The sequence below is a fragment of the Caldimonas mangrovi genome (assembly GCF_023721835.1).
Classification (GTDB): Bacteria; Pseudomonadota; Gammaproteobacteria; order Burkholderiales; family Burkholderiaceae_C; genus Caldimonas; species Caldimonas mangrovi.
Genome location: NZ_JAMKFE010000006.1, coordinates 33,639 through 52,092 on the forward strand (window position 1 = coordinate 33,639; position 18,454 = coordinate 52,092).

Sequence of the window (18,454 nt, forward strand, 5' to 3'; positions counted from 1 at the left end):
GTTCGCCACGGCTTTATCTACATTCCAAGGAGTCCTCCATGTTCCTCGAACTCACCCGTCACGGCACCGAAGTCCCACATCGCCAGGTTCTCCTCGGCAAGAGTCCGGGGGCCGTCGAACCCAAGACGTTCCATCACGCCATCGACATCTATCTCAAGGATTCGAACGCCTATGCGAATACCTACTTCTCGCGCTACTTCGAGTGGCAAGGCGTCTGTCGCGAACGTTGGTTCTACCAGTGCATTGCGCCGGATCTGCTTCGTTCTCAGGGTGTTTTCATCACGAAGCGCGCGCACCAGGAGTACGTGCACGAGACCTTTCCCTTTCAGACCGTGGATTGCCAGCTCAACACGTTTCAGGTGTCGCGCTGCTCGTTCTACCTGATCTTCCGCTTCCAGGTCGATGATGCGCTCGTGTCGACGGGCTATCAGCAGATCGTTTTCGCCCGCGATGACAAACGCATACAGCGATTGCCGGAGGAGGTCCTGGCGCGAATTCGCGAGTACGAAATTCCGGAGGAGCGGCTGCAAGCCTGACGTCGCCCGCCGGCGCAGCCGCAGGCGACGACCGACCGGGAATCACCTTCGGGTGTCTCGTGCGGCTGGGAACCGCAGCGTGAAGACGGTGCGTCCCGGCTGCGACGTGCAGCCTATCGTTCCCCCGAAGGCGCGCATGACGCTGCGGCTGAAGGCCAGGCCGAGCCCGCCCGCACGGCCCTTCTTGGTGGTGGCGAACGGATGGAACAGCTGGCGCTGCATGTGCCGTGCGACGCCGGGCCCGGAGTCGGACACGATCAGGCACGGGTAGCGGCCGGTCACGCGGGTTTCGATGGTGACGTCTCCTTGTCCTGACAGCCTGATGGCATGCAACGCGTTTTTCATCAGGTTGAAAAGCACGTTGACCAGCAGCGCGTGCGAGCCGAAGAACGCGAAGTCCTCGTGGGCTTCGCAACGTACGCGCTCACGCTCTCCGGTGCCGTACGGGTAGGTCTCGATCGCCTCGTGTATGCACGCCAGCGCACGGGTCGGCGCGAAGTCGCTTTCGTCGACGCGGTTCAGCCGCGACGAAGCAACCATCAGGTCGACGATCATGTTCGATCGGTCCACCTCCCGCGCGATCTTTGCGGGCAACAGCCCGACTTCCTCGATCGACCCGGCAGGAATCGCGGCGCAGAGGCCGTGATCGACCGCCAGCTGGTAGCCGGCCAGAACCTCAGGCCAGGAGCGCTCGACGGCCTCGGCATGGAGCCGGATGGTCGCCAGAGGCGTGCGCACCTCATGCGCGGCGGTAGCAACGACGACATCGCTGTTCATGAGATCGTATTTCAGGATGGCGACGACGATGATCGCCAGGCTCGCCGCGTTGAACAGCACGCCGACCGGATAGAAGTCGAACCCGTAGTTGCAGAGGTAGTCCGTGGCTGCGAAGAAGTAGACGAACATGCTGGCGATGCACAGCTGCAGTCGCGTCCGTTGCAGGGGCGCGGCATGCGCCTGCCGCACCGACGTCAGATACAGCCCCCGCAGGACCACGACAGAGGTCTGCAGCATGTGGACCCAGTGCCAGGGCCCCGCCTTCGGGTAGTACCCCCACGAATAGTCGTAGTAGCCCGCGACGAACAGGTCCGTCGTCACCAGGACCACGGCCAGACCGCAGGCCATGGCATACGACGCACGGACGTACGGACGCTCCGATCGCACCTCGGCGATTTCTGCCAGGAACTGGTAAAGCGTGGTGGGCAGGAACAGGATGAACAGATAGCCGAGCCGCACGAGGACCGAGGCCGTGTCGGGGTCGTCCACCTGGAACAGCACCGCCCAGGTTCCTTGCCACACCGCCGTCGTGAGGCACAGCAGCAGGAAGGCATTCGTGACCCGGCTGCGGCCGCGGTCGACCGCGACGTACAGTCCGCAAGCAAGAAAGAGCGCAGCGACGACGACCGGAAGGATGGAATACATCGATTCTTCTCAACGAGGCCCGACGAGGACGGTCGACGGCGTGCACATCGGCATCCCGCCGCCGGTCGAAGCCGAAAGTGTGCCGCACCGGCGAGCGCGTGCAAGATGCCACCGTCGCGTTTCCCCCAAAGGGGGGCGCACCCGGGTGCCGACCGGGGAGCTCCCGGGGGCCCGGGGCGGCTGAACCTGTCAGAGAGCGGTGTCGCAGACGCCACGGTGGAGAAGCACCGCCGATGATCCATCGGCACGATACAGTGGTAAGGTGGACCCTCACCACCGGAGTCCTCATGACCTCTCCTCGCACGTTGCTCACGGCCTTACGGCGGGACGCTCTCCGGGACGCCCTGCTGGCGACGGTCGACCTGCTGCGGCGTCGCCGCGCGGCCGATGTGCCGGAACGCGACATCGACGACTACGTGGCGCTCGACTGGCTGGAATGGCACGGCGGCACGCTGCGGCTGACCACCGTCGGCGACAACGTCTGCAAGCAGCTGTTCGCCCGGCTGACGTAAGACTTCCCAGGCCCGGGAACGGGCAGCGGCGCGGCTCAGGACGGCTCGGTCAGCGCGAGCAGCACACCCGCGTACCAGGCCGAATTCAGCCCGAGCGATTCGTTTTCGTCGACATTCCGGGTGTTCATGTCCAGCCGCGTGGCATGGATGCCCAGCAATTTCCACGCGCCGCGCTCGTTGCGCAACACGGGGGCGCCGCTGGTCCCGCGGTGCGTACGCGCATCGGTCAGGAAGTAGCCCTGTCCCTGAAACCGCAGACCGAACGACGACGCCACCAGCCCCTGGCGCACCACCGGCAGGTGATGCAGCGTGTCATGAAACCCCAGAGGAAAACCGACGACCGCCAGCGGTGCCCCGACTTGCACGGCAGCAGGGTGGGTCTCCAGATGCGCAGGCGTCCAACTTTGCAGCAGGCAATTCGGCGGGAGCGCTTCGCGATCCAGTTCGAGCACGGCGACGTCGACCTCGCCCCCCGCGTCGGATGCCTGCCGCCAGCGGGCCAGGCCGCCTCGATACAGCAGCACGGACAGCCGCGTGGCCCGGGTCAGGTCGCCGCCATCGGTGTGCAGTTCGATCTCGATGCGGTCGGGCCGGTGGTCGGTGGGCTCGTCGATGAACACGTGCCGGCACGAGACCAGGTAGAGGCGGCCCTCGCGCTCGAAGAAGAATCCGGTCGCTGCGGTCAACGGGTCCGAGCCGGCGAACGCCTCGATGCGCGCCACCGTCAGCAGGACGCCATCGCACGCGTGGCCAGAGGCCGCCGACGATGCGTTCACCTGCCTGTCGAGCAGGCGCACGCTGCGCTGCACGTCGCGTTCGAATGCACTGATCGAGTGCTCGGAGATCGGCGCATGCAGCAGCACGGTGCGTGCCACCTCGGCATGCTGATCGAACACCGGCTGCAGCATCTCCTTGGCCTCGGATGGCATCACCCGCAGCATGGCACTGACCAACGCGTCGAGCGCGACCAGGCTGCCCTTCAGTTCGCAGATCTTCTCGGTCGCTTCTTGCAGGTTGTTCATCAAGGGCCCAGAAAGAAAAAACCGCGGCTCGTGGCCGCGGTCGTGCTCAGGCAGGTGTGAGCCGTCCGGTTCAGACCGGTCGAATGTTCGAAGCTTGCAAACCCTTCTTGCCCTGCGTCACCTCGAAGGTGACACGCTGGCTCTCGGCGAGGGTCTTGAAACCGCCGCCTTGGATCTCGCTGAAATGGGCGAACAGGTCCTGGCTGCCGTCATCGGGGGTGATGAAGCCGAAGCCCTTGCTCTCGTTGAACCACTTCACGGTTCCGCTTTGCGTCGTCATGTCGATGTCTTCCAATGAATGCTGCGCCGCACATGCTGACGCAGTGCAGAAACGCCAAGTTCATCATCGGGGAGTTCGACCGGAGCCGGCCGCGAGCGGCGGGAAACAGAGGAGACCTGAGAAAACGGTCTTGTGCATGTCTGCGAGGCGGATAGTACACCCGCGCGGTGCACGCGCTGCAAGAAGTGCCTTTCGCAGGGACTTCGATGCGACCTGGCGGAGGCCGGCCGCCTGTCTCTCAGGGTGACGGCGGCTCATCGTCATCAAGTGGAAGCTGCAGACGGGGCAGCCGGCGAACCGCCGAAACTCGAGAGCCGGCCGGAAGTGGAATTCGAAGCTGCGCTGCAACTGCTGTTGCGAGGCCTGGCCTGACGCGGCGACCTTCATTCGCCGTGCTCGATGCACGCAGTTCAGGCAGCCCGAAGCGGTATCACTCGCCGACTTGCTTGCGCTCGTGTCGGCGGCGGGCCGGCGAGCGCGCGGTAGGTTTCGCCGTCGATGCCGTCCGACATGTGCTGCGGATGGCGCAGCCCACTCGGTACCTTCCGTTCGCGCAGCCGGCGGTCGATGTGCTCGTAGATCTGGAACAGGCCCGGGCAATAGCGGTCGCGCTGATCGGCGTCGCCGTGGAACTTGTAGGCGCGCGAGGCGCAGCCGCCGTGGCACACGTGCTGCCATTTGCACTGCGCACACTGCGGGTCGACGGCCCGGTGCTTGAGCGAGCGTGCCAGCGGCGTGTCCAGCAGCGCGGCCAGGCTGTGCGTGTTGAGGTTGCCGTAGCACATCGCGGCGTTGCCCGACAGTGACGCGCATGGATAGACATCGCCGACCGGGTCGGTCGAGACGTTGAAGTGCGAGCAGTTCGCCAGGCCGATGCAATCGGCCGCCTTGCCCGAGGCAATGGCACGCGTCTTGAGCGCGAAGTCCTGGACGTAGACGTAGTGGCCGCCGTCGCCGGACTCGAGCCAGCGGTCGTACATGCGCGTCCAGGCCTGGGCGTATTCGTCGGCATCGAGTCCGATGTCCTCGAAGCGATCGCGCGCGGCACCCGAGCGTGTCATCGGAATCACGTTGAACGGCAGCTGGTGCTGCGAAAAGAAGTCGTAGATCTCGTCGACGTGCGGCGCGGTGGCGCGGCTCAGCACCATGCACACACCGAACGGCAGGCCGGCCTCGCGTGCACGCGCGACCGCCTTGAAAACCCGCGCGAAGCTGCCGCCACCCCGGTGCGTGACGCGGTAGCGGTCATTGATGTGCTCGGGGCCGTCCAGCGAGATGCTGAGCGAGAACTGCTCGCGCGCCAGGAACGAGATCCAGCGGTCGTCGAGCAGCACGCCGTTGGTCTGGATCGAGTTCTGCCATGCCACGCCATCGGACAACTCGCGCTGCAATGCCACCGCGGTCTCGAAGAACGGCAGGCCGGCGACGGTCGGCTCGCCACCGTGCCAGATGAATTCCGCGGCACTCATCGAGCCGTGGCCGCGCACGTAGGCGAAAGTCTGCTCCACGGTGCGGCGCAGCGTTTCGGCGCGCATCACCGGGTCGCGCACGTCGTCGTTGTAGCAGTAGGTGCAATCGAGATTGCAGATATGCGTCGGCTTGACGATGTTGACGAATTGCATCGCACCCTCCCGCTCCGGGCGTCCCTGTCGATCGGAAAAGAGGGCGTTCAGCCTTGCTTCAGCGCCTGGACCTCGGCGGCAAGTTTCTGCATTTCGGCACTCAGCCGGGCCACTTCGTCGAGTTCGTTCTGGCGCGGGGCGAAGAAGCGGTATTGGTAGACGTTGCCGCTCCAAGGGTTGCCGCACAGCTGCCGCCAGTATTCCTCGTCGATGGTCAGCTTCATGTCCAGCATGCGCAAGGCCGGCTCGCCGAAGACGTCGGCCAGGGCCTGGTTCAGCTGGGCGAGGTTGACTTCGCGATCCGGCAGGAAGTGCTGCACGTAGCCACGGCTGGTGTAGCCGGTCGAACGGGCCAGGTCGTCGGGAGGGCTGCCCTTGCCGGGGGCTCGGGCACGCAGGGTCGGGTCGTCGTGGCAGGGGTCGACCGGGTCGCCCGGTTGCAGGTCTTGCGTGTCCATCGCGTCCTCCTGGGTTTGTATGGAACGACGATAGGCGCCGGACACCGAGTCCACAAGCGCCCCCAGGGTAGGCGAGCCTGTCAGTTCTCACGGGGCGCGCGGCGCCCGCCGGCGCCAGCAGCCCCATGCAGCGGCGCGCCGCCTCAGTGAACGGCGGCGGCCTGGGCCGGTGCGCCCGCCTCGCCGAGGCCGTGCAGCCGGCGCAAGCCTTCCATGTCACGCCGGGGCGGCACGCCGAACTGGCGCTTGTACTCGCGGCTGAACTGCGACGGGCTTTCATAGCCGACCTGCGCGGCGGCAGTCGAGGCATCGCAGTGCTCGATCAGCATCAGCCGGCGCGCCTCGTTGAGCCGCAGCCATTTCTGGAACTGCAGCGGGCTCATGGTGGTGAGCGTGCGGAAGTGGTGATGAAAGGTCGACACGCTCATTTGCACGTGCGCCGCCAGGTCTTCGACACGCAAGGGCTCGGCGAAGTGGCCTTTGAGCCAGTCGATCGCGCGCGCCACGCGGTGGCCCTGGCTGCCGGCCGACGCGATGTGGCGCAGGCGTCCGCCCTGGTCGCTCATCAGCAGGCGGTAGACGATCTCGCGCTGTACCAGCGGCGCCAGCACGGGAATGTCGGCGGGCGAGTCGAGCAGCTCAAGAAGGCGGCGGAATGCGTCGAGGAGCGGGCGCCGGGCCTGGCCCACTTCCATGCCGCGGCCTGCCGGCAGGCCGCTCTGGCCGGCCAGGCTGCTGTCCAGCAGCATCTCGGCCAGGCCGCGCGGGTCGAGTTTGAGCATGATGCCGAGGCAGGGCTGTTCGCGGGTGGCTTCGACCACCTGGCCCAAGGCCGGCAGGTCGAGCGACGTGATCAGGAACTGGCCGGCACGGTACTCGTACGCTTCCTCGCCGAGCAGCACGCGCTTGGCGCCCTGCACGATGAGCGCCAGGCTCGGTTCGTACATGCAGCTCGTCGGCTCGGTCGAGGTTTCCTTGCGAAACAGCGACAAGCCGGGCACCGCGGTGGCGACGATTTCGCCGCCGGCCGTCCAGCGGGCGGCGCACGCCGCCAAGGACTGGTGTACGTCCTCGGGCGGGGCGGCCCGGGCGGGAACATGGGCGGCTCCACTGACGGCGCCATTCGCGGCGGATCGGTTCACGCGGTTCTCCTGTTCACGGTGTCGCAACGGTAATTCAAGCCATGCACTCCGGTCCAGTGCGGCGGAGGATCAGGCAAGAAATCGAGAGGACTGGTCTATCGGTGCGCGCGCGGGTGCGGGAAGAATCGGCACCTCACCGCTGGCCCTTCAGACGGAGCACTCACGATGATCACTCTCAACATCAACGGCCAGGCGCAGCGCGTCGAGGCCGAACCCGACACCCCCTTGCTGTGGGTGCTGCGCGACACCCTGCAGATGACCGGGACCAAGTACGGCTGCGGCATGGCATTGTGCGGCGCCTGCACCGTCCACATGGACGGTCAGGCTGTTCGCTCGTGCAGCACGCCGGTCTCTGCCGCCGCCGGCAAGAAGGTTGTCACGATCGAGGCGGTCGGGCGTGCCCGCGTGGGCCAGGCCGTGCAGGAGGCCTGGCGCCGGCTCGACGTGGTGCAGTGCGGCTATTGCCAGTCGGGCCAGATCATGAGCGCGGTGGCGCTGCTGGAAACCAATCCGCGGCCGTCGGACGCCGATATCGACGCGGCGATGGGCGGCAACGTCTGCCGCTGCGCGACCTACGTGCGCATCCGCGCTGCCATCCACGAAGCCGCCCAGGCTCTGGCCTGAAGGAGCGCCACGCCATGACCGATATCCCTCTCGAGAACGTCAGTCGCCGCCGGCTGCTGCAAGGCGCGGCGGGCCTCACGCTGGCCCTGTATCTGCCGGTCGCCGCGGCCGCGAAACCCGCCCGTGCGGCGGCCGGCGCGGTGAGCCCTGCGGCCTTCGCACCGAACGCCTTCCTGCGCATCGGCGAGGACAACAGCGTCACCGTGGTGGCCAAGCACCTGGAGATGGGCCAGGGCACCTACACCGGGTTGGCCACCATCGTCGCCGAGGAGCTGGACGCCGCGTGGCCGCAGGTGCACGTCGAAGGTGCGCCGGCCGATGCCCAGCGCTACAACAACGTCAACTGGGGGCCGGTGCAGGGTACCGGCGGCAGCACTGCCATTGCCAACTCCTGGGAGCAACTGCGCCGTGCCGGCGCCACGGCCCGTGCCATGCTGGTGTCCGCCGCTGCCGCACAGTGGAAGGTGCCGGCCGCCGAGATCGCGGTGGCCGACGGCGAGGTGCTGCACCGGGCTTCGGGCCGCAAGGCGAGCTTCGGCCAACTGGCGAAGGCCGCCGCCGAGCAAGCGGTGCCGGCCGACGTGAAACTGAAGGACCCCAAGGACTTCAAGCTGATCGGCAAGCCGCTGCCGCGCAAGGACAGCGCCGGCAAGACCGACGGCTCCGCGGTGTTCACCCAGGACGTGCACCTGCCCGGCATGCTGACCGCCGTGGTGGCCCACGCGCCGCGCTTCGGCGCCACCGTGAAATCGTTCGACGCCAGCCAGGCCAAGGCCGTGAAGGGCGTGGTCGACGTGGTGCGCATCCCCACCGGCGTGGCGGTGCTCGCGCGCGACACCTGGAGCGCCAAGAAGGGCCGCGACGCGCTGCGCGTCGAATGGGACGAGAGCGCGGCGTTCAAGCTGGGCTCGCCCCAGATCCTCGAGAAGTACCGGGAACTGGCCCAGTCGCCCGGTGCGGTGGCGCGCCGCGAGGGCGATGCGGACGGCGCGCTCGCAGGCGCCGCGCGCAAGCTGGAGGCGGCCTACGACTTTCCGTACCTGTCGCATGCCGCGATGGAACCGTTGAACTGCGTGATGCACCTGACCCGCGACGGCTGCGAAGTCTGGAACGGCGAGCAGTTCCAGACCGTCGACCAGGCCGCCGTGGCGCAGGTGCTGGGCTTGAAACCCGAGCAGGTGACCATCCACATGCTGTATGCCGGCGGCAGTTTCGGGCGGCGTGCCAACAAGCATTCCGATTACCTGGTGGAGAACGCCCATATCGTCAAGGCCATCAAGGGGCGTGCCCCGGTGAAGCTGGTGTGGCTGCGCGAGGACGACATGCGCGCCGGCTACTACCGGCCGGCGTTCCACCACCGCCTGTCGGCCGGCCTGGACGGCGACGGCAAGCTGGTCGGCTGGCGCCACCGCCTGGTGGGCCAGTCCATCATCGCCGGCTCGCCGTTCGAGGCCATGATGATGAAAGACGGCATCGACCCGGTCTCGGTCGAGGGCGCGGCCAACCTGCCCTACGGCATAGCCAACCTGCTGGTGGACCTGCACACGCCGAAGGATGTCGGCGTGCCGGTGCTGTGGTGGCGCTCGGTGGGCTCGACCCACACCGCCTTCTCGACCGAGTGTTTCATCGATGAACTGGCGCAGGCGGCCGGCAAGGACCCGGTGGCCTGGCGCCTGGAAATGCTCGACCAGCATCCGCGCCATGCCGGCGTGCTCAAGCTCGCGGCCGACAAGGCCGGCTGGGGCTCGCCGCTGCCCGCCGGACAGGCCGGCGAGCGGCGCGGGCGCGGCGTGGCGGTGCACGAGTCCTTCAACACCTATGTGGCGCAGGTGGCCGAGGTGACGGTGAAGGACGACGGCAGCTACCACGTCGACCGTGTCGTGTGCGCGGTGGACTGCGGTGTCGCCGTCAACCCCGACGTGATTCGCGCGCAGGTCGAGGGCTCGGTCGGCTTTGCGCTGTCGACGGTGCTGTACAGCGCGATCACGCTGCAGGACGGGAGGGTGCAGCAGTCCAATTTCCACGACTACGCGGTGGCGCGCATCAGCGACATGCCGCGCGTGGAGGTGCACATCGTGCCGTCCGCTGCCAACCCCACCGGCATCGGCGAGCCCGCCGTGCCGCCGCTGGCACCGGCCGTGGCAAACGCGCTGGCCGCCGCCACCGGCAAGCGTGCGCGCCAGTTGCCGATCACGCCTGAAACGCTGAAGGCCTAGCAGGGCTGATCACCGGTGAAGGTGCACGGCTGAAAGGAGCGTGACGTGGAGAATCTCGATGTGATGGTGCTGCGCACGCTGCTCGCCTGGCGCCGGGCCGGCAAGCGCGCACTGCTGGCCACCGTGGTGCGCACCTGGGGCTCGTCGCCACGCCCGGTGGGCTCGATCATGGCGATGGCGGAAGACGGCGCGGTGGTGGGCTCGGTGAGCGGCGGCTGCATCGAGGACGACCTGATCCACCGCTACACGCAAGCTTATGGGGCGCGCGACAGCGGCGGCCGTCTGCCCGGCGGTGCCCCGGTCTTCGTGAAGTACGGTGTCAGCGCCGACGAGGCGCACCGTTTCGGACTGCCGTGCGGCGGCACGCTGGAGCTGCTGCTCGAGTTCGACCCGGATGCCGATGCGCTGGGTCTGCTGACCCAGGCGCTGGCGGCCGGCCGTCTCGTCAGCCGCACCGTGCGGCTGGCCGACGGCCGAGTCGAGTTGCAGGACGCGACGGCGCCGGCCGAGCTGCGCATGACCGAAGACAGCGTGACCAATACCTTCGGGCCCGAGTACCGCATGCTGCTCATCGGGGCCGGCCAGTTGACGGAATACCTGGCGACCATGGCCTTGTTCAGCGGCTTCGCGGTCACCGTGTGCGACCCGCGCGAGGAGTACCGCGGTGCCTGGAGCGTGGCGGGCGCCACGCTCGTGAAGGACATGCCCGACGACGTGGTGACGGCCTTCAGGCCCGACCGCCGCAGTTGCGTGGTCGCGCTGACCCACGACCCCAAGCTCGACGATCTGGCGCTGCTGGAGGCACTGCAGACCGAGGCCTTCTACATCGGTGCCATCGGCAGCCGGCGCAACAACGAGGCCCGGCGGCTGCGCATGATGGAGCACTTCGGCCTGACCGCAGCACAGCTTCAGCGCCTGCGCGGCCCGATCGGCGTCTACATCGGCAGCAAGACGCCGCCCGAGATCGCGGTCAGCGTGATGGCCGAGATCCTGGCCGTCAAGAACGGCGTGGCGCTACCCGGAGAAGTGCAGGTGGCGCGCGCCAAAGGCGCGCAGGGGCACGCGCAGAACGCGGCCGAGGTGTGCGGCGTCGGTTGATGCGTTGACCGGACCTGGGCCGGCCAGTCGCGACCGGTGTTCGACGCGAGGCTCTTGCAGCCTGTGGCGGCGGGCCCATGCCGTCAGTGCCCCGGCAATCGCTTCGGGCCGGTCTTCGGGCGCCAGGTGTCCGGCTGCGCCGCAGTGCTCGATCTGGAGGCAGGCCGTGCGGCATCGACGCGAGCCACCACGTCGGCCGGCGTGCTTTCGATGGGCTTGGCGCGGGGCGGCATCGTCCTGCTCGCCACGCGGCGAGTAGCCATCGCGGCAGCCGGGCCGCGGTGCGAGACGCAGACCTGCGCCGCACGATCGCGCTGGCCGAGTAGAAGCAGACCGAACCGGTGCTGCCACGCGAAGTCAGTACGTCTGGTCGATGATCACGCGCCGGACCGTTTCCAATGCATCCCGAAGGGCGCTCGGCGCCACCGAGCCGAGTGCCAGGCGCAGCGCGTGAGGCACCTGCGCCGAGGTGGCGAACGGCTCGGCCGTCGACACAGCAATGCGATGGGACATCAGCGCCATCGCCACCTTGTCGGCGCGCGCTTCTTCTGGCAAAGGCAGCCAGACGAAATAGGAGCCGGGATGGCGGACGTGTGGAAGCCCGGCGAGCGCGGCGTCGGCGATCTTCTGTCGCAAGACCGCGTCCTGGCGTTTTTCAGCCTCGAGCCGCGCGACCGTGCCGTCTTCCAGCCACCCGCAGGCGATCGCCGTCATCACGCCGGGTGTGTTCCAGGTCGTGGCGCGGATCGCCCGCTCGATCTTCGCCAGCCAGGCAGTCGGCGCAGCGACGAAGCCGACCCGCAGGCCGGTGGCCACGCTCTTCGAGAGCCCCGAGATGTAGACCGTCGCTTCCGGTGCCAGCGCTGCGAGCGGCTCAGGCGGGTCCGGTGCCAGGAAGGCATAGGCGGCGTCCTCGATGAGGAGCAGCCCGTGCCGGCGAGCGATCGCCACCAGGTGCCGTCGCCGGCTCGCAGCCGTCACCCATCCGAGCGGGTTGTGCAGCGTGGGCATCGCGTACACGGCACGCACCCGCCGCCGTTTGCACAAGGTCTCCAGTGCGTCCAGATCGGGGCCCTGGCCCGCTGCCGGCAGGGGCAACAGTTCGAGGCGATGCGCCTCGGCGAGCACCTTGAACCCCGGGTAGGTCAGTGCATCGCATGCGACCACATCGCCGGGCCCCAGCAGCGCCATCACCGTGGTGGCCAGGCCGTGCTGCGCGCCGTCTACGATCGCGACCTGGTCGGCACTTACCGCCAGGCCCCGGCATGCCAGGTGGCCCGCCACGATGGCCCGCTCATGCGAGCGGCCACCGTGCGGCTGATAGCGCAGCAACGCCTCCAGGTCGCCGGAGGCGGCCAGCTGGCGCAGCGCGGCCCGGAGCAACTCCGACTGCCCGGGCAGCGACGGATAGTTGAAGTTCAAATCGACCATGCCCGCGGCTGCCGCCTGCTGGTCGATGCCCAGACCGCGCGGCAGCAGGGCTTCGCGCACGAAGGTGCCGCGGCCGGTCTCGCCGCTGACCAGGCCCATCGTCCGAAGCTCCGCATACACCCGTGTGGCCGTCACGAGCGCCAGGCCGTGCTGGGCGGCCAGCTGTCTGTGCGTGGGCAGCCGGGTGCCCGGCGCCAGGCGGCCGTCTCGAATCTCGGCGGCCAGCGTGTCGACCAACTGCTTGTAGCGGGCGAGGGCCATGTGGCGATGTATCCATGACAATCATTTGATTGTATTGATGCTCGTGCTTACGATGCCTCATGGCCCATGACGGCCCCGACAGGACGACACCATGCACATCGCCATCCTCACTTTCGAAGGCTACAACGAGCTCGATTCGCTCATTGCCTTGGGCATCCTCAACCGGATCAGGAAGCCGGGCTGGCGCGTGTCGATCGCCAGCCCGACGGCTCGCGTGCGCTCGATGAACGGCGTGGTGCTCGAAGCCCAGGCCTCGCTGAGCGAGGCGAATGCCGCCGACGCCGTGATCGTCGGCAGCGGCATGCGCACGCGCGAGGTGGTGGCCGACGCGGCCCTGATGGCGCAGCTGCAGCTGGATCCTTCGCGCCAGCTGCTGGGCGCACAGTGCTCGGGCACGCTGGTGCTGGCCAAGCTGGGGTTGCTCGGCGGTCTGGCCGCGTGCACCGACTTGACGACAAAACCCTGGGTCGAGGAAGCCGGCGTCGAAGTACTGAGCCAGCCCTTCGTTGCGGGGGGCAATGTGGCGACCGCGGGCGGATGCCTCGCTTCGCAGTATCTGGCCGCCTGGGTGATCGCCCGGCTGGAAGGTGTCGAAGCGGCCAGAAGTGCCATGCACTATGTGGCACCGGTGGGAGAGAAGGACGACTACGTCGAGCGCGCCATGCGCAACGTCATGCCATTCCTGCGCACCGAGCCCGCGAAGGCGTGAGTGCAACACGCTCGTGCTGGCGTCATGAGCACTTCAGGCGGGCCCGGCGCGATGCAGATCACGAGGCACCGGCGAGCGGATGGTCGCCTCGAACGTGGTCCTTCAGGGCGTCGTTCCCCGAAGCTTCGATCAATGCCCTGAGCGCCTTCGGGTCCAGCTGATTCCACACGTGCCCACACTGGCAGCATGCGCGAAAGGCGTGTCCGCCGGACAGGCGCACGGCACGTCTGAGCTTGAAGAGTTTCAGACCTCTCGGAAAGAACTTCTCCGCCCGGCCGTCCTCCGAGCCATCTGAAATCACACGGCCTTCGACGGTGCGGGGGGACTGGCAAACGGGGCAGTTCATGAGCCTCCTGGTTGGCCCTCAGTGTGCGAAGGGCCACGCCTCGCCATCGCCGGCGGGGTGAACACAAGCATGGCACCCCTGCCTTCGCCGGCGCATCCGCAATGTCACGCACGCCGACTCGGCAACACCCCGTCAGGCCACCGCCTGCGGCCGTGCAACGACGGGCGCCGAACTGTCGCGTCGTGTCCGGATCCGCGCGGTTCGTGTCCGAAACCGGGCCGCCCGAAGAGGGTTCTTCGAGCTAGCCTCGTGCACCGACAACGGAGGGCCGACATGCTCCAACTGAGACCGAACTGCGAATGCTGCGACATCGATCTGCCGCCGCAGAGTGCCGACGCCCGAATCTGCTCGTTCGAATGCACTTTCTGTGTGAGCTGCGCCGAGGTCAAGCTCGCGGGTGCGTGCCCCAATTGCGGCGGGGAACTGGTGGTGAGGCCCCGGCGCCCGGCCGAGAAACTGGCCGGCAACCCGGCCTCCACGCAACGTGTGCTCAAGCCGCAAGCGTGCGTTGCGCGGCCTTGACGCCGTTTGCTCGCAGACGAGCGCCCGGCATTGCGATCGGGCGGTCGTCGACGTCGATGTGGCCGCCATCTGCCGGCCGAAGGCAAGGCGCAGAAGGTGGTGCGCGATCACAAGAAGATCGTCGACGCGATCGCGCGTGGCGATGCCGTGCGTGCACAGGACGGCCTGCGAGAACATCTGTCCGGAACGCTCAGCCAGGTGGACGAGATCTGTCGTCGGTACCCCGACTTCGTGGCGATGCCCTGACGGCGCTTGACCCTGCGTCTGCGCTGACCCTGGGGAAACCTCTGCATCGGACTCACGCACACTGTGCGTGAACGCGACCAAGGAAGTCCCGCATGAGCGAGGCCACCTCTTCGACGTGGGTCTCCAGCAACCAGTGGCCGCCGTCGAGCAAGTGCAGCTCGGCGTCGGGCAGGTCCCGAAGATAGGCACGCGCCGATGCTTGCGGCATGTAGTGGTCCTGCGGCCCCCAGACGATCAACGCAGGTGGCCGGTGTTCGCTGAGGTATTGGCGGTGCCGAGGAAACCAGGCGCGGTTGTCCTTCAGGCCGGCGATCAGGCCGGCCGCGATCTCCCGGCGTTTCGGTGTGACCAGCGACCAGTGCAACTTCCACAGGTCCGGCGGTATGCGATCGGACAACTCGGGCCTGAGCGCGTTGAGGAACTCCTCCTTGAACGCTTCCTCGTTGACCGCTTCGGCCAGCTTGGCTCGCATCTCGTCGGCGGGGAGGGTCCAGGTCTTCTCGATCTCCGCGTATTTCGGCCCCAACGCGTCTTCGTAGGGGATGTCGCCGTTCTGGATGACGAGGGCCACCACCCGCTCGGGTGCCTTGATCGCCAACCGCGCGCCGATCGGAGACCCGAAGTCATGCAGGTAGAGCGCGAAGCGCTGCACGCCGAGCTGATTCACGAAACGGTCGAGGAAGTCGGCATAGCCATCGAAGCTGTAGTCGAAGTCCTCGGGCGTGGCGCTGTAGCCGGCGCCGGGAAAGTCAGGTGCGACCAGCCGCCAGCGGTCGGCCAGACGCGGCATGAGGTTGCGAAACTCGTAGGACGAGCAAGGGTAGCCGTGCGGAAGCAGGACCACCGGTGCAGTGGCCGGCCCGGCTTCGCGGTAGAAGGTGTCGACCTTGCCGACCATGACGCGGCGATGCCGCACACCGGTCTCCATGAGCCATCTCCTTGGCGCAGTTTCCAGGGGGGCCTGTCGCCGCGGGTCGGTCTGCGGTGGCAGGCACCTGATCTTGGCTCACCGGTCGACGAGATTCGCTGCTGCGCTTCCAAGTCCCCGCAGACCTTGAGGTGCGGAAATTGCTCGGCCTGCACGCAGCCTGCGCGGGCCCTCACATCGTCGGCATTCGGTCGAACTTCGGCAAGGCCGCGTCCAGCACATCCCATGCGTGCCCGCGCACGGTGTACGTCACCAGTTGCGGCTGGTATCGGCCGGGATCGTCGAGACTGGCCGCATGCACGGTGAAGACGTCGGGCATGTCCGAGAAGGTCATGTACACCGGCGACCCGCAGGTCGGGCAGAAGGCCCGGGTCTTGACGTTGCCGCTGTCGGCAACGACGTCCCATCGCGTGACCGGGCCGCTGTGCTTCACGCCGCTGCGTGGGAAGCTGAGGTAGGAGCCGTGGCCGGTGCCGCTCTTGTGCTGGCAGTCGCGGCATTGGCAGTCGTTCTGCATCAGCGGTTCGACGGAAATCTCATAGCGGATGGCGCCGCACGCGCAACCGCCGGTATAGGCTGGGCTCATCAGTGTCGTGTCCTTGTCGTGGAGGTCCTTGAGGCGCGCACCGGGGGGCGGCGCCGCGAGGGCCACTCTACGCAAGGGGCCGCACAGAGGGGGAGTAACAAGATCGTCGTGAAACCGGCCGGCTGCTCCTGCCCCGGCGACACGGCATTCAGGTCGCCTGGTGAATCTGGATCAGGTTGCCGCAGGTGTCGGAAAACACGGCCGTCCACACCGGCCCGGTCTGTGCCGGCTCACGGGTGAACACCACGCCACGCTCCTTCAGTCGCCGGTACTCCGCCTGGAGGTCCCCTACTTCGAACGAGTTGACAGGCACGCCCAGCTCGAAGAGTCCCTGCTGGTAGGCAAGAGCCACCGGGTTGGCATTGGGCTCGAGCGAGAGCTCCGCCCCCACGCCTTCAGGCGACTTCACGGTGATCCAGCGGTATTCGCCGGCAGGGATGTCCTGGCTCGGCAGGAACCCGAGCACCTCGGTGTAGAACCTGAGCGCCTTGTTCTGATCGTCGACGTGGATGCTCGACAGCGTCACTTTCATGGAAGTTTCTCCTGCGGGATACGTGCCGCCGGCGTGGCGACCCCTGCCGTCGATTCTGCGACGGCTGCAGGCGGGACGCTTCTCGAAAATTGCGGTCCGATCCCGGCTGCGAACGCGGCATTCATGAGGCTCACGCAGTCCGGCACCAGCAGCTGCGGCAACCCGGGCGCGGCCAGCAGGCGCCGGCGGTATGCCGAAGGCGGCTCGCCGTAGCGTTGTGCAAAGAGATGGCTGAAGCTGCCCAGGCTCGAGAAGCCGACCGCCATGCAGGCCGCGGTGACGGTTTCGCCGTGCAGTACGAGCAGACGTTTTGCCGCCTCGAGTCGCATGCGGATGCGCATCTGGTGCGGGGTTTCGCCGAACACCGCATGGAAGCGCCGGATGAATTGCGAGGTCGACAGGCCTGCTTCCCGGGCCACGGCATCCAGCGGCATGGATTCCACGGCGACGTCGCACAGCAAGGCCCGGGCACGCGCAAGTCGCAACAGGGGCGCGTCGGCGGGCATGGCCGGTCAGCTTTCCATGGCCGGCGGGTTCGCCAGCCCCGTCGCGGGGTAAGGCGTCACGCTCAGCAGACTGAGCCCGGTCATAACCGTCATCACGGCGATCACGGCCGGCAATCCGACCCGGTCGAGGAACGGTGCGGCGATCTGCGTGCCCGCGGCACCGGCTGCCAGCAACGCAAGCACCAGCAGCGCCGACGCGCGGCCCATCTGGGCCGGCGGCACCGCCAGCGCTTCACTGAACGCGGCGGGCCCCCGCACCGCGAGCACACCGCAGAACAGGCTCCAGAAGACGAGCAGCGTTGCAAAGCCGACCAGCCCGAGCTGCACGAGCAGCAGGAAGCCGCTGCAGAGCAGCAGGTGCAGCCGGGCGCCGAGGGTGACGGCGCCGGGCGCGCCGATGCGTTTGCCGATGCGCCCCGCCTGGCTGGCCACGACGATGAACGTGGTGACGCCCACCACCTGCGCGGCGGCGAAGGCCGAAGGCCCGAGCCCCAGGGCATTCGCAAGCATCTGCGGGCCGCTTGCCACGAAGGTGATCAACGCACCGAAGCACAAGGCGTGCGAGGCGGCAATGCGCCGATACCGGCCATCGCGCAACAGCGCCCGGTAGCCGGTGCGCGTCGCCGGCTCGAGTCCTGGCAACTGCTGCGGTGTGACACGCAGCACGAAGGGCAGCGCCACCAGCGCGAGCCCACCCACCACCCAGAAGGTGGCACGCCAGTCGGCCACCAGCAGCATGGCTGCCCCGGCCACCGGCGCGGCTGCCGGCACCACGGCTTCGATCATCGCGATGGACGCGATGCCTTTCATCGCGTCGGCATCGGGCAATGTCGCGCGGATCACGCTCGGGGCGACGACCGTGGACGCGCCGGCCGCCACGCCCTGCAGCAGACGCATCGCGAGGAGTTCGGTCAAGTCCCCTGCCAGCGCGCACGCGATGCTCGAGACGACCAGCACGACGATGCCGGCGCCCACGCATTTGCGCGGGCCGAAGCGATCGAGCGCCTCGCCCCACAACAACTGGGATCCGGCCAAGCCTGCCAGGAACAGAGCCACGGCCCACTGACCCTGCGCGACGGTGATGTCCAGCCCCCGCTGCAACGCAGGCAAGGCGGGAAGAAACAGGTCCATCGCGAGCATGCTGGTGCAGGTGACCAGGGCGAGCGGCAGAACGGTACGTACGGAGCGGGAAGACATGCTGGCCCAGCATACCGGAGCCTCGTCAGACCCGGTCTTGCAAGGCACGGGATGGGGCTGGGCACCGGCCCGTCGACCCAGGGAAAACCCCAGTATTTGTCGTATCGATAAACGAGACAATGTATCGACTGTTGATACACGCAGGCGACCAGGGCAACTTTCCATCAGGATGCAGTGCTCGCGCCGGCGACAAGGGGCTCTCGCTTGGTCATCGCACTCGGTGAGGGCCCTTTCGGTTCGATGCGACCCGGTGGGGTT

Annotated in this window: 21 protein-coding genes; 8 read left to right on the forward strand and 13 right to left on the reverse strand. The window is 67.6% G+C overall.

Annotated features, from left to right (window positions below):
- Positions 1-38: 38 nt before the first annotated feature.
- Positions 39-536: an acyl-CoA thioesterase gene (locus tag M8A51_RS11450; RefSeq protein ID WP_251778524.1), complete on the forward strand. Its 498-nt coding sequence runs from the start codon at positions 39-41 to the stop codon at positions 534-536.
- A gap of 42 nt (positions 537-578) precedes the next feature.
- Here the strand turns inward: M8A51_RS11450 and M8A51_RS11455 are convergent, their stop codons facing one another.
- Positions 579-1,958: a sensor histidine kinase gene (locus M8A51_RS11455; RefSeq protein WP_251778526.1), complete on the reverse strand. Its 1,380-nt coding sequence runs from the start codon at positions 1,956-1,958 to the stop codon at positions 579-581.
- Between the two features lie 287 nt (positions 1,959-2,245).
- Between M8A51_RS11455 and M8A51_RS11460 the strand changes: the two genes are divergently transcribed.
- The gene (locus M8A51_RS11460; RefSeq protein ID WP_251778528.1) at positions 2,246-2,470 is read left to right on the forward strand and encodes a hypothetical protein; all 225 of its coding nucleotides are present in this window, start codon (positions 2,246-2,248) and stop codon (positions 2,468-2,470) included.
- Positions 2,471-2,505: 35 nt separating this feature from the next.
- On the opposite strand, the gene M8A51_RS11465 is transcribed toward M8A51_RS11460, so the two are convergent.
- From M8A51_RS11465 to M8A51_RS11485, 5 genes are all read right to left on the reverse strand, one after another.
- A complete protein-coding gene (locus M8A51_RS11465) occupies positions 2,506-3,492 on the reverse strand; it encodes a S1 family peptidase (RefSeq protein ID WP_251778530.1) in 987 nt (328 codons plus the stop codon).
- A 70-nt stretch (positions 3,493-3,562) separates the two neighbouring features.
- On the reverse strand, positions 3,563-3,772 hold the full coding sequence (cspE, locus tag M8A51_RS11470; RefSeq protein ID WP_251778532.1) for a transcription antiterminator/RNA stability regulator CspE: 210 nt from the start codon (positions 3,770-3,772) through the stop codon (positions 3,563-3,565).
- A gap of 410 nt (positions 3,773-4,182) precedes the next feature.
- Positions 4,183-5,394: a dynobactin maturation radical SAM/SPASM protein DynA gene (gene dynA, locus M8A51_RS11475; protein WP_251778534.1), complete on the reverse strand. Its 1,212-nt coding sequence runs from the start codon at positions 5,392-5,394 to the stop codon at positions 4,183-4,185.
- Between the two features lie 47 nt (positions 5,395-5,441).
- The gene (locus M8A51_RS11480) at positions 5,442-5,852 is read right to left on the reverse strand and encodes a hypothetical protein (RefSeq protein WP_251778536.1); all 411 of its coding nucleotides are present in this window, start codon (positions 5,850-5,852) and stop codon (positions 5,442-5,444) included.
- Positions 5,853-5,995: 143 nt separating this feature from the next.
- Complete coding sequence (locus tag M8A51_RS11485; protein ID WP_407062224.1) at positions 5,996-6,994, reverse strand: AraC family transcriptional regulator; 999 nt, start codon at positions 6,992-6,994, stop codon at positions 5,996-5,998.
- 165 nt (positions 6,995-7,159) lie between these two features.
- Between M8A51_RS11485 and M8A51_RS11490 the strand changes: the two genes are divergently transcribed.
- Genes M8A51_RS11490 through M8A51_RS11500 form a run of 3 tightly spaced genes read left to right on the forward strand, consistent with a single transcriptional unit; the run spans position 7,160 to position 10,932 of the window.
- The gene (locus M8A51_RS11490) at positions 7,160-7,618 is read left to right on the forward strand and encodes a (2Fe-2S)-binding protein (RefSeq protein ID WP_251778537.1); all 459 of its coding nucleotides are present in this window, start codon (positions 7,160-7,162) and stop codon (positions 7,616-7,618) included.
- 14 nt (positions 7,619-7,632) lie between these two features.
- Positions 7,633-9,834 carry a xanthine dehydrogenase family protein molybdopterin-binding subunit gene (locus M8A51_RS11495; RefSeq protein WP_251778539.1) on the forward strand — a complete coding sequence of 734 codons (2,202 nt, stop codon included), beginning with the start codon at positions 7,633-7,635 and terminating at the stop codon, positions 9,832-9,834.
- Between the two features lie 45 nt (positions 9,835-9,879).
- Positions 9,880-10,932, forward strand: coding sequence for an XdhC family protein (locus M8A51_RS11500; protein ID WP_251778541.1), 1,053 nt, complete (start codon positions 9,880-9,882; stop codon positions 10,930-10,932).
- Positions 10,933-11,289: 357 nt separating this feature from the next.
- Here the strand turns inward: M8A51_RS11500 and M8A51_RS11505 are convergent, their stop codons facing one another.
- Entirely contained in the window at positions 11,290-12,624 is a 1,335-nt protein-coding gene (locus M8A51_RS11505; protein WP_251778543.1) for an aminotransferase-like domain-containing protein, read from the reverse strand.
- 91 nt (positions 12,625-12,715) lie between these two features.
- Here M8A51_RS11505 and M8A51_RS11510 point away from each other — a divergent pair, with 91 nt between their 5' ends.
- Positions 12,716-13,333, forward strand: coding sequence for a DJ-1/PfpI family protein (locus tag M8A51_RS11510; RefSeq protein ID WP_251778544.1), 618 nt, complete (start codon positions 12,716-12,718; stop codon positions 13,331-13,333).
- 58 nt (positions 13,334-13,391) lie between these two features.
- Here the strand turns inward: M8A51_RS11510 and M8A51_RS11515 are convergent, their stop codons facing one another.
- Positions 13,392-13,679 (reverse strand): hypothetical protein, encoded by a 288-nt coding sequence (locus M8A51_RS11515; RefSeq protein ID WP_251778546.1) that lies wholly within the window; start codon positions 13,677-13,679, stop codon positions 13,392-13,394.
- Between the two features lie 273 nt (positions 13,680-13,952).
- Here M8A51_RS11515 and M8A51_RS11520 point away from each other — a divergent pair, with 273 nt between their 5' ends.
- Both M8A51_RS11520 and M8A51_RS11525 read left to right on the forward strand, forming a co-directional pair.
- Positions 13,953-14,201 carry a DUF1272 domain-containing protein gene (locus tag M8A51_RS11520; RefSeq protein ID WP_251778548.1) on the forward strand — a complete coding sequence of 83 codons (249 nt, stop codon included), beginning with the start codon at positions 13,953-13,955 and terminating at the stop codon, positions 14,199-14,201.
- A 30-nt stretch (positions 14,202-14,231) separates the two neighbouring features.
- Complete coding sequence (locus M8A51_RS11525; RefSeq protein WP_407062230.1) at positions 14,232-14,447, forward strand: FCD domain-containing protein; 216 nt, start codon at positions 14,232-14,234, stop codon at positions 14,445-14,447.
- A gap of 52 nt (positions 14,448-14,499) precedes the next feature.
- Here the strand turns inward: M8A51_RS11525 and M8A51_RS11530 are convergent, their stop codons facing one another.
- The 5 genes from M8A51_RS11530 to M8A51_RS11550 all read right to left on the reverse strand — a co-directional run bounded on the left by M8A51_RS11530 (position 14,500) and on the right by M8A51_RS11550 (position 18,361).
- A complete protein-coding gene (locus tag M8A51_RS11530) occupies positions 14,500-15,375 on the reverse strand; it encodes an alpha/beta fold hydrolase (protein ID WP_251778550.1) in 876 nt (291 codons plus the stop codon).
- Positions 15,376-15,547: 172 nt separating this feature from the next.
- Complete coding sequence (locus M8A51_RS11535; RefSeq protein WP_251778551.1) at positions 15,548-15,961, reverse strand: GFA family protein; 414 nt, start codon at positions 15,959-15,961, stop codon at positions 15,548-15,550.
- A gap of 148 nt (positions 15,962-16,109) precedes the next feature.
- Positions 16,110-16,493: a VOC family protein gene (locus M8A51_RS11540; RefSeq protein ID WP_251778553.1), complete on the reverse strand. Its 384-nt coding sequence runs from the start codon at positions 16,491-16,493 to the stop codon at positions 16,110-16,112.
- A complete protein-coding gene (locus M8A51_RS11545; protein ID WP_251778555.1) occupies positions 16,490-16,999 on the reverse strand; it encodes a helix-turn-helix transcriptional regulator in 510 nt (169 codons plus the stop codon). The genes M8A51_RS11540 and M8A51_RS11545 overlap by 4 nt, the downstream gene beginning before the upstream one ends.
- A gap of 6 nt (positions 17,000-17,005) precedes the next feature.
- Positions 17,006-18,361, reverse strand: a complete 1,356-nt coding sequence (locus M8A51_RS11550; RefSeq protein ID WP_259371960.1) for an MFS transporter — start codon at positions 18,359-18,361, stop codon at positions 17,006-17,008.
- Positions 18,362-18,454 lie beyond the last annotated feature (93 nt).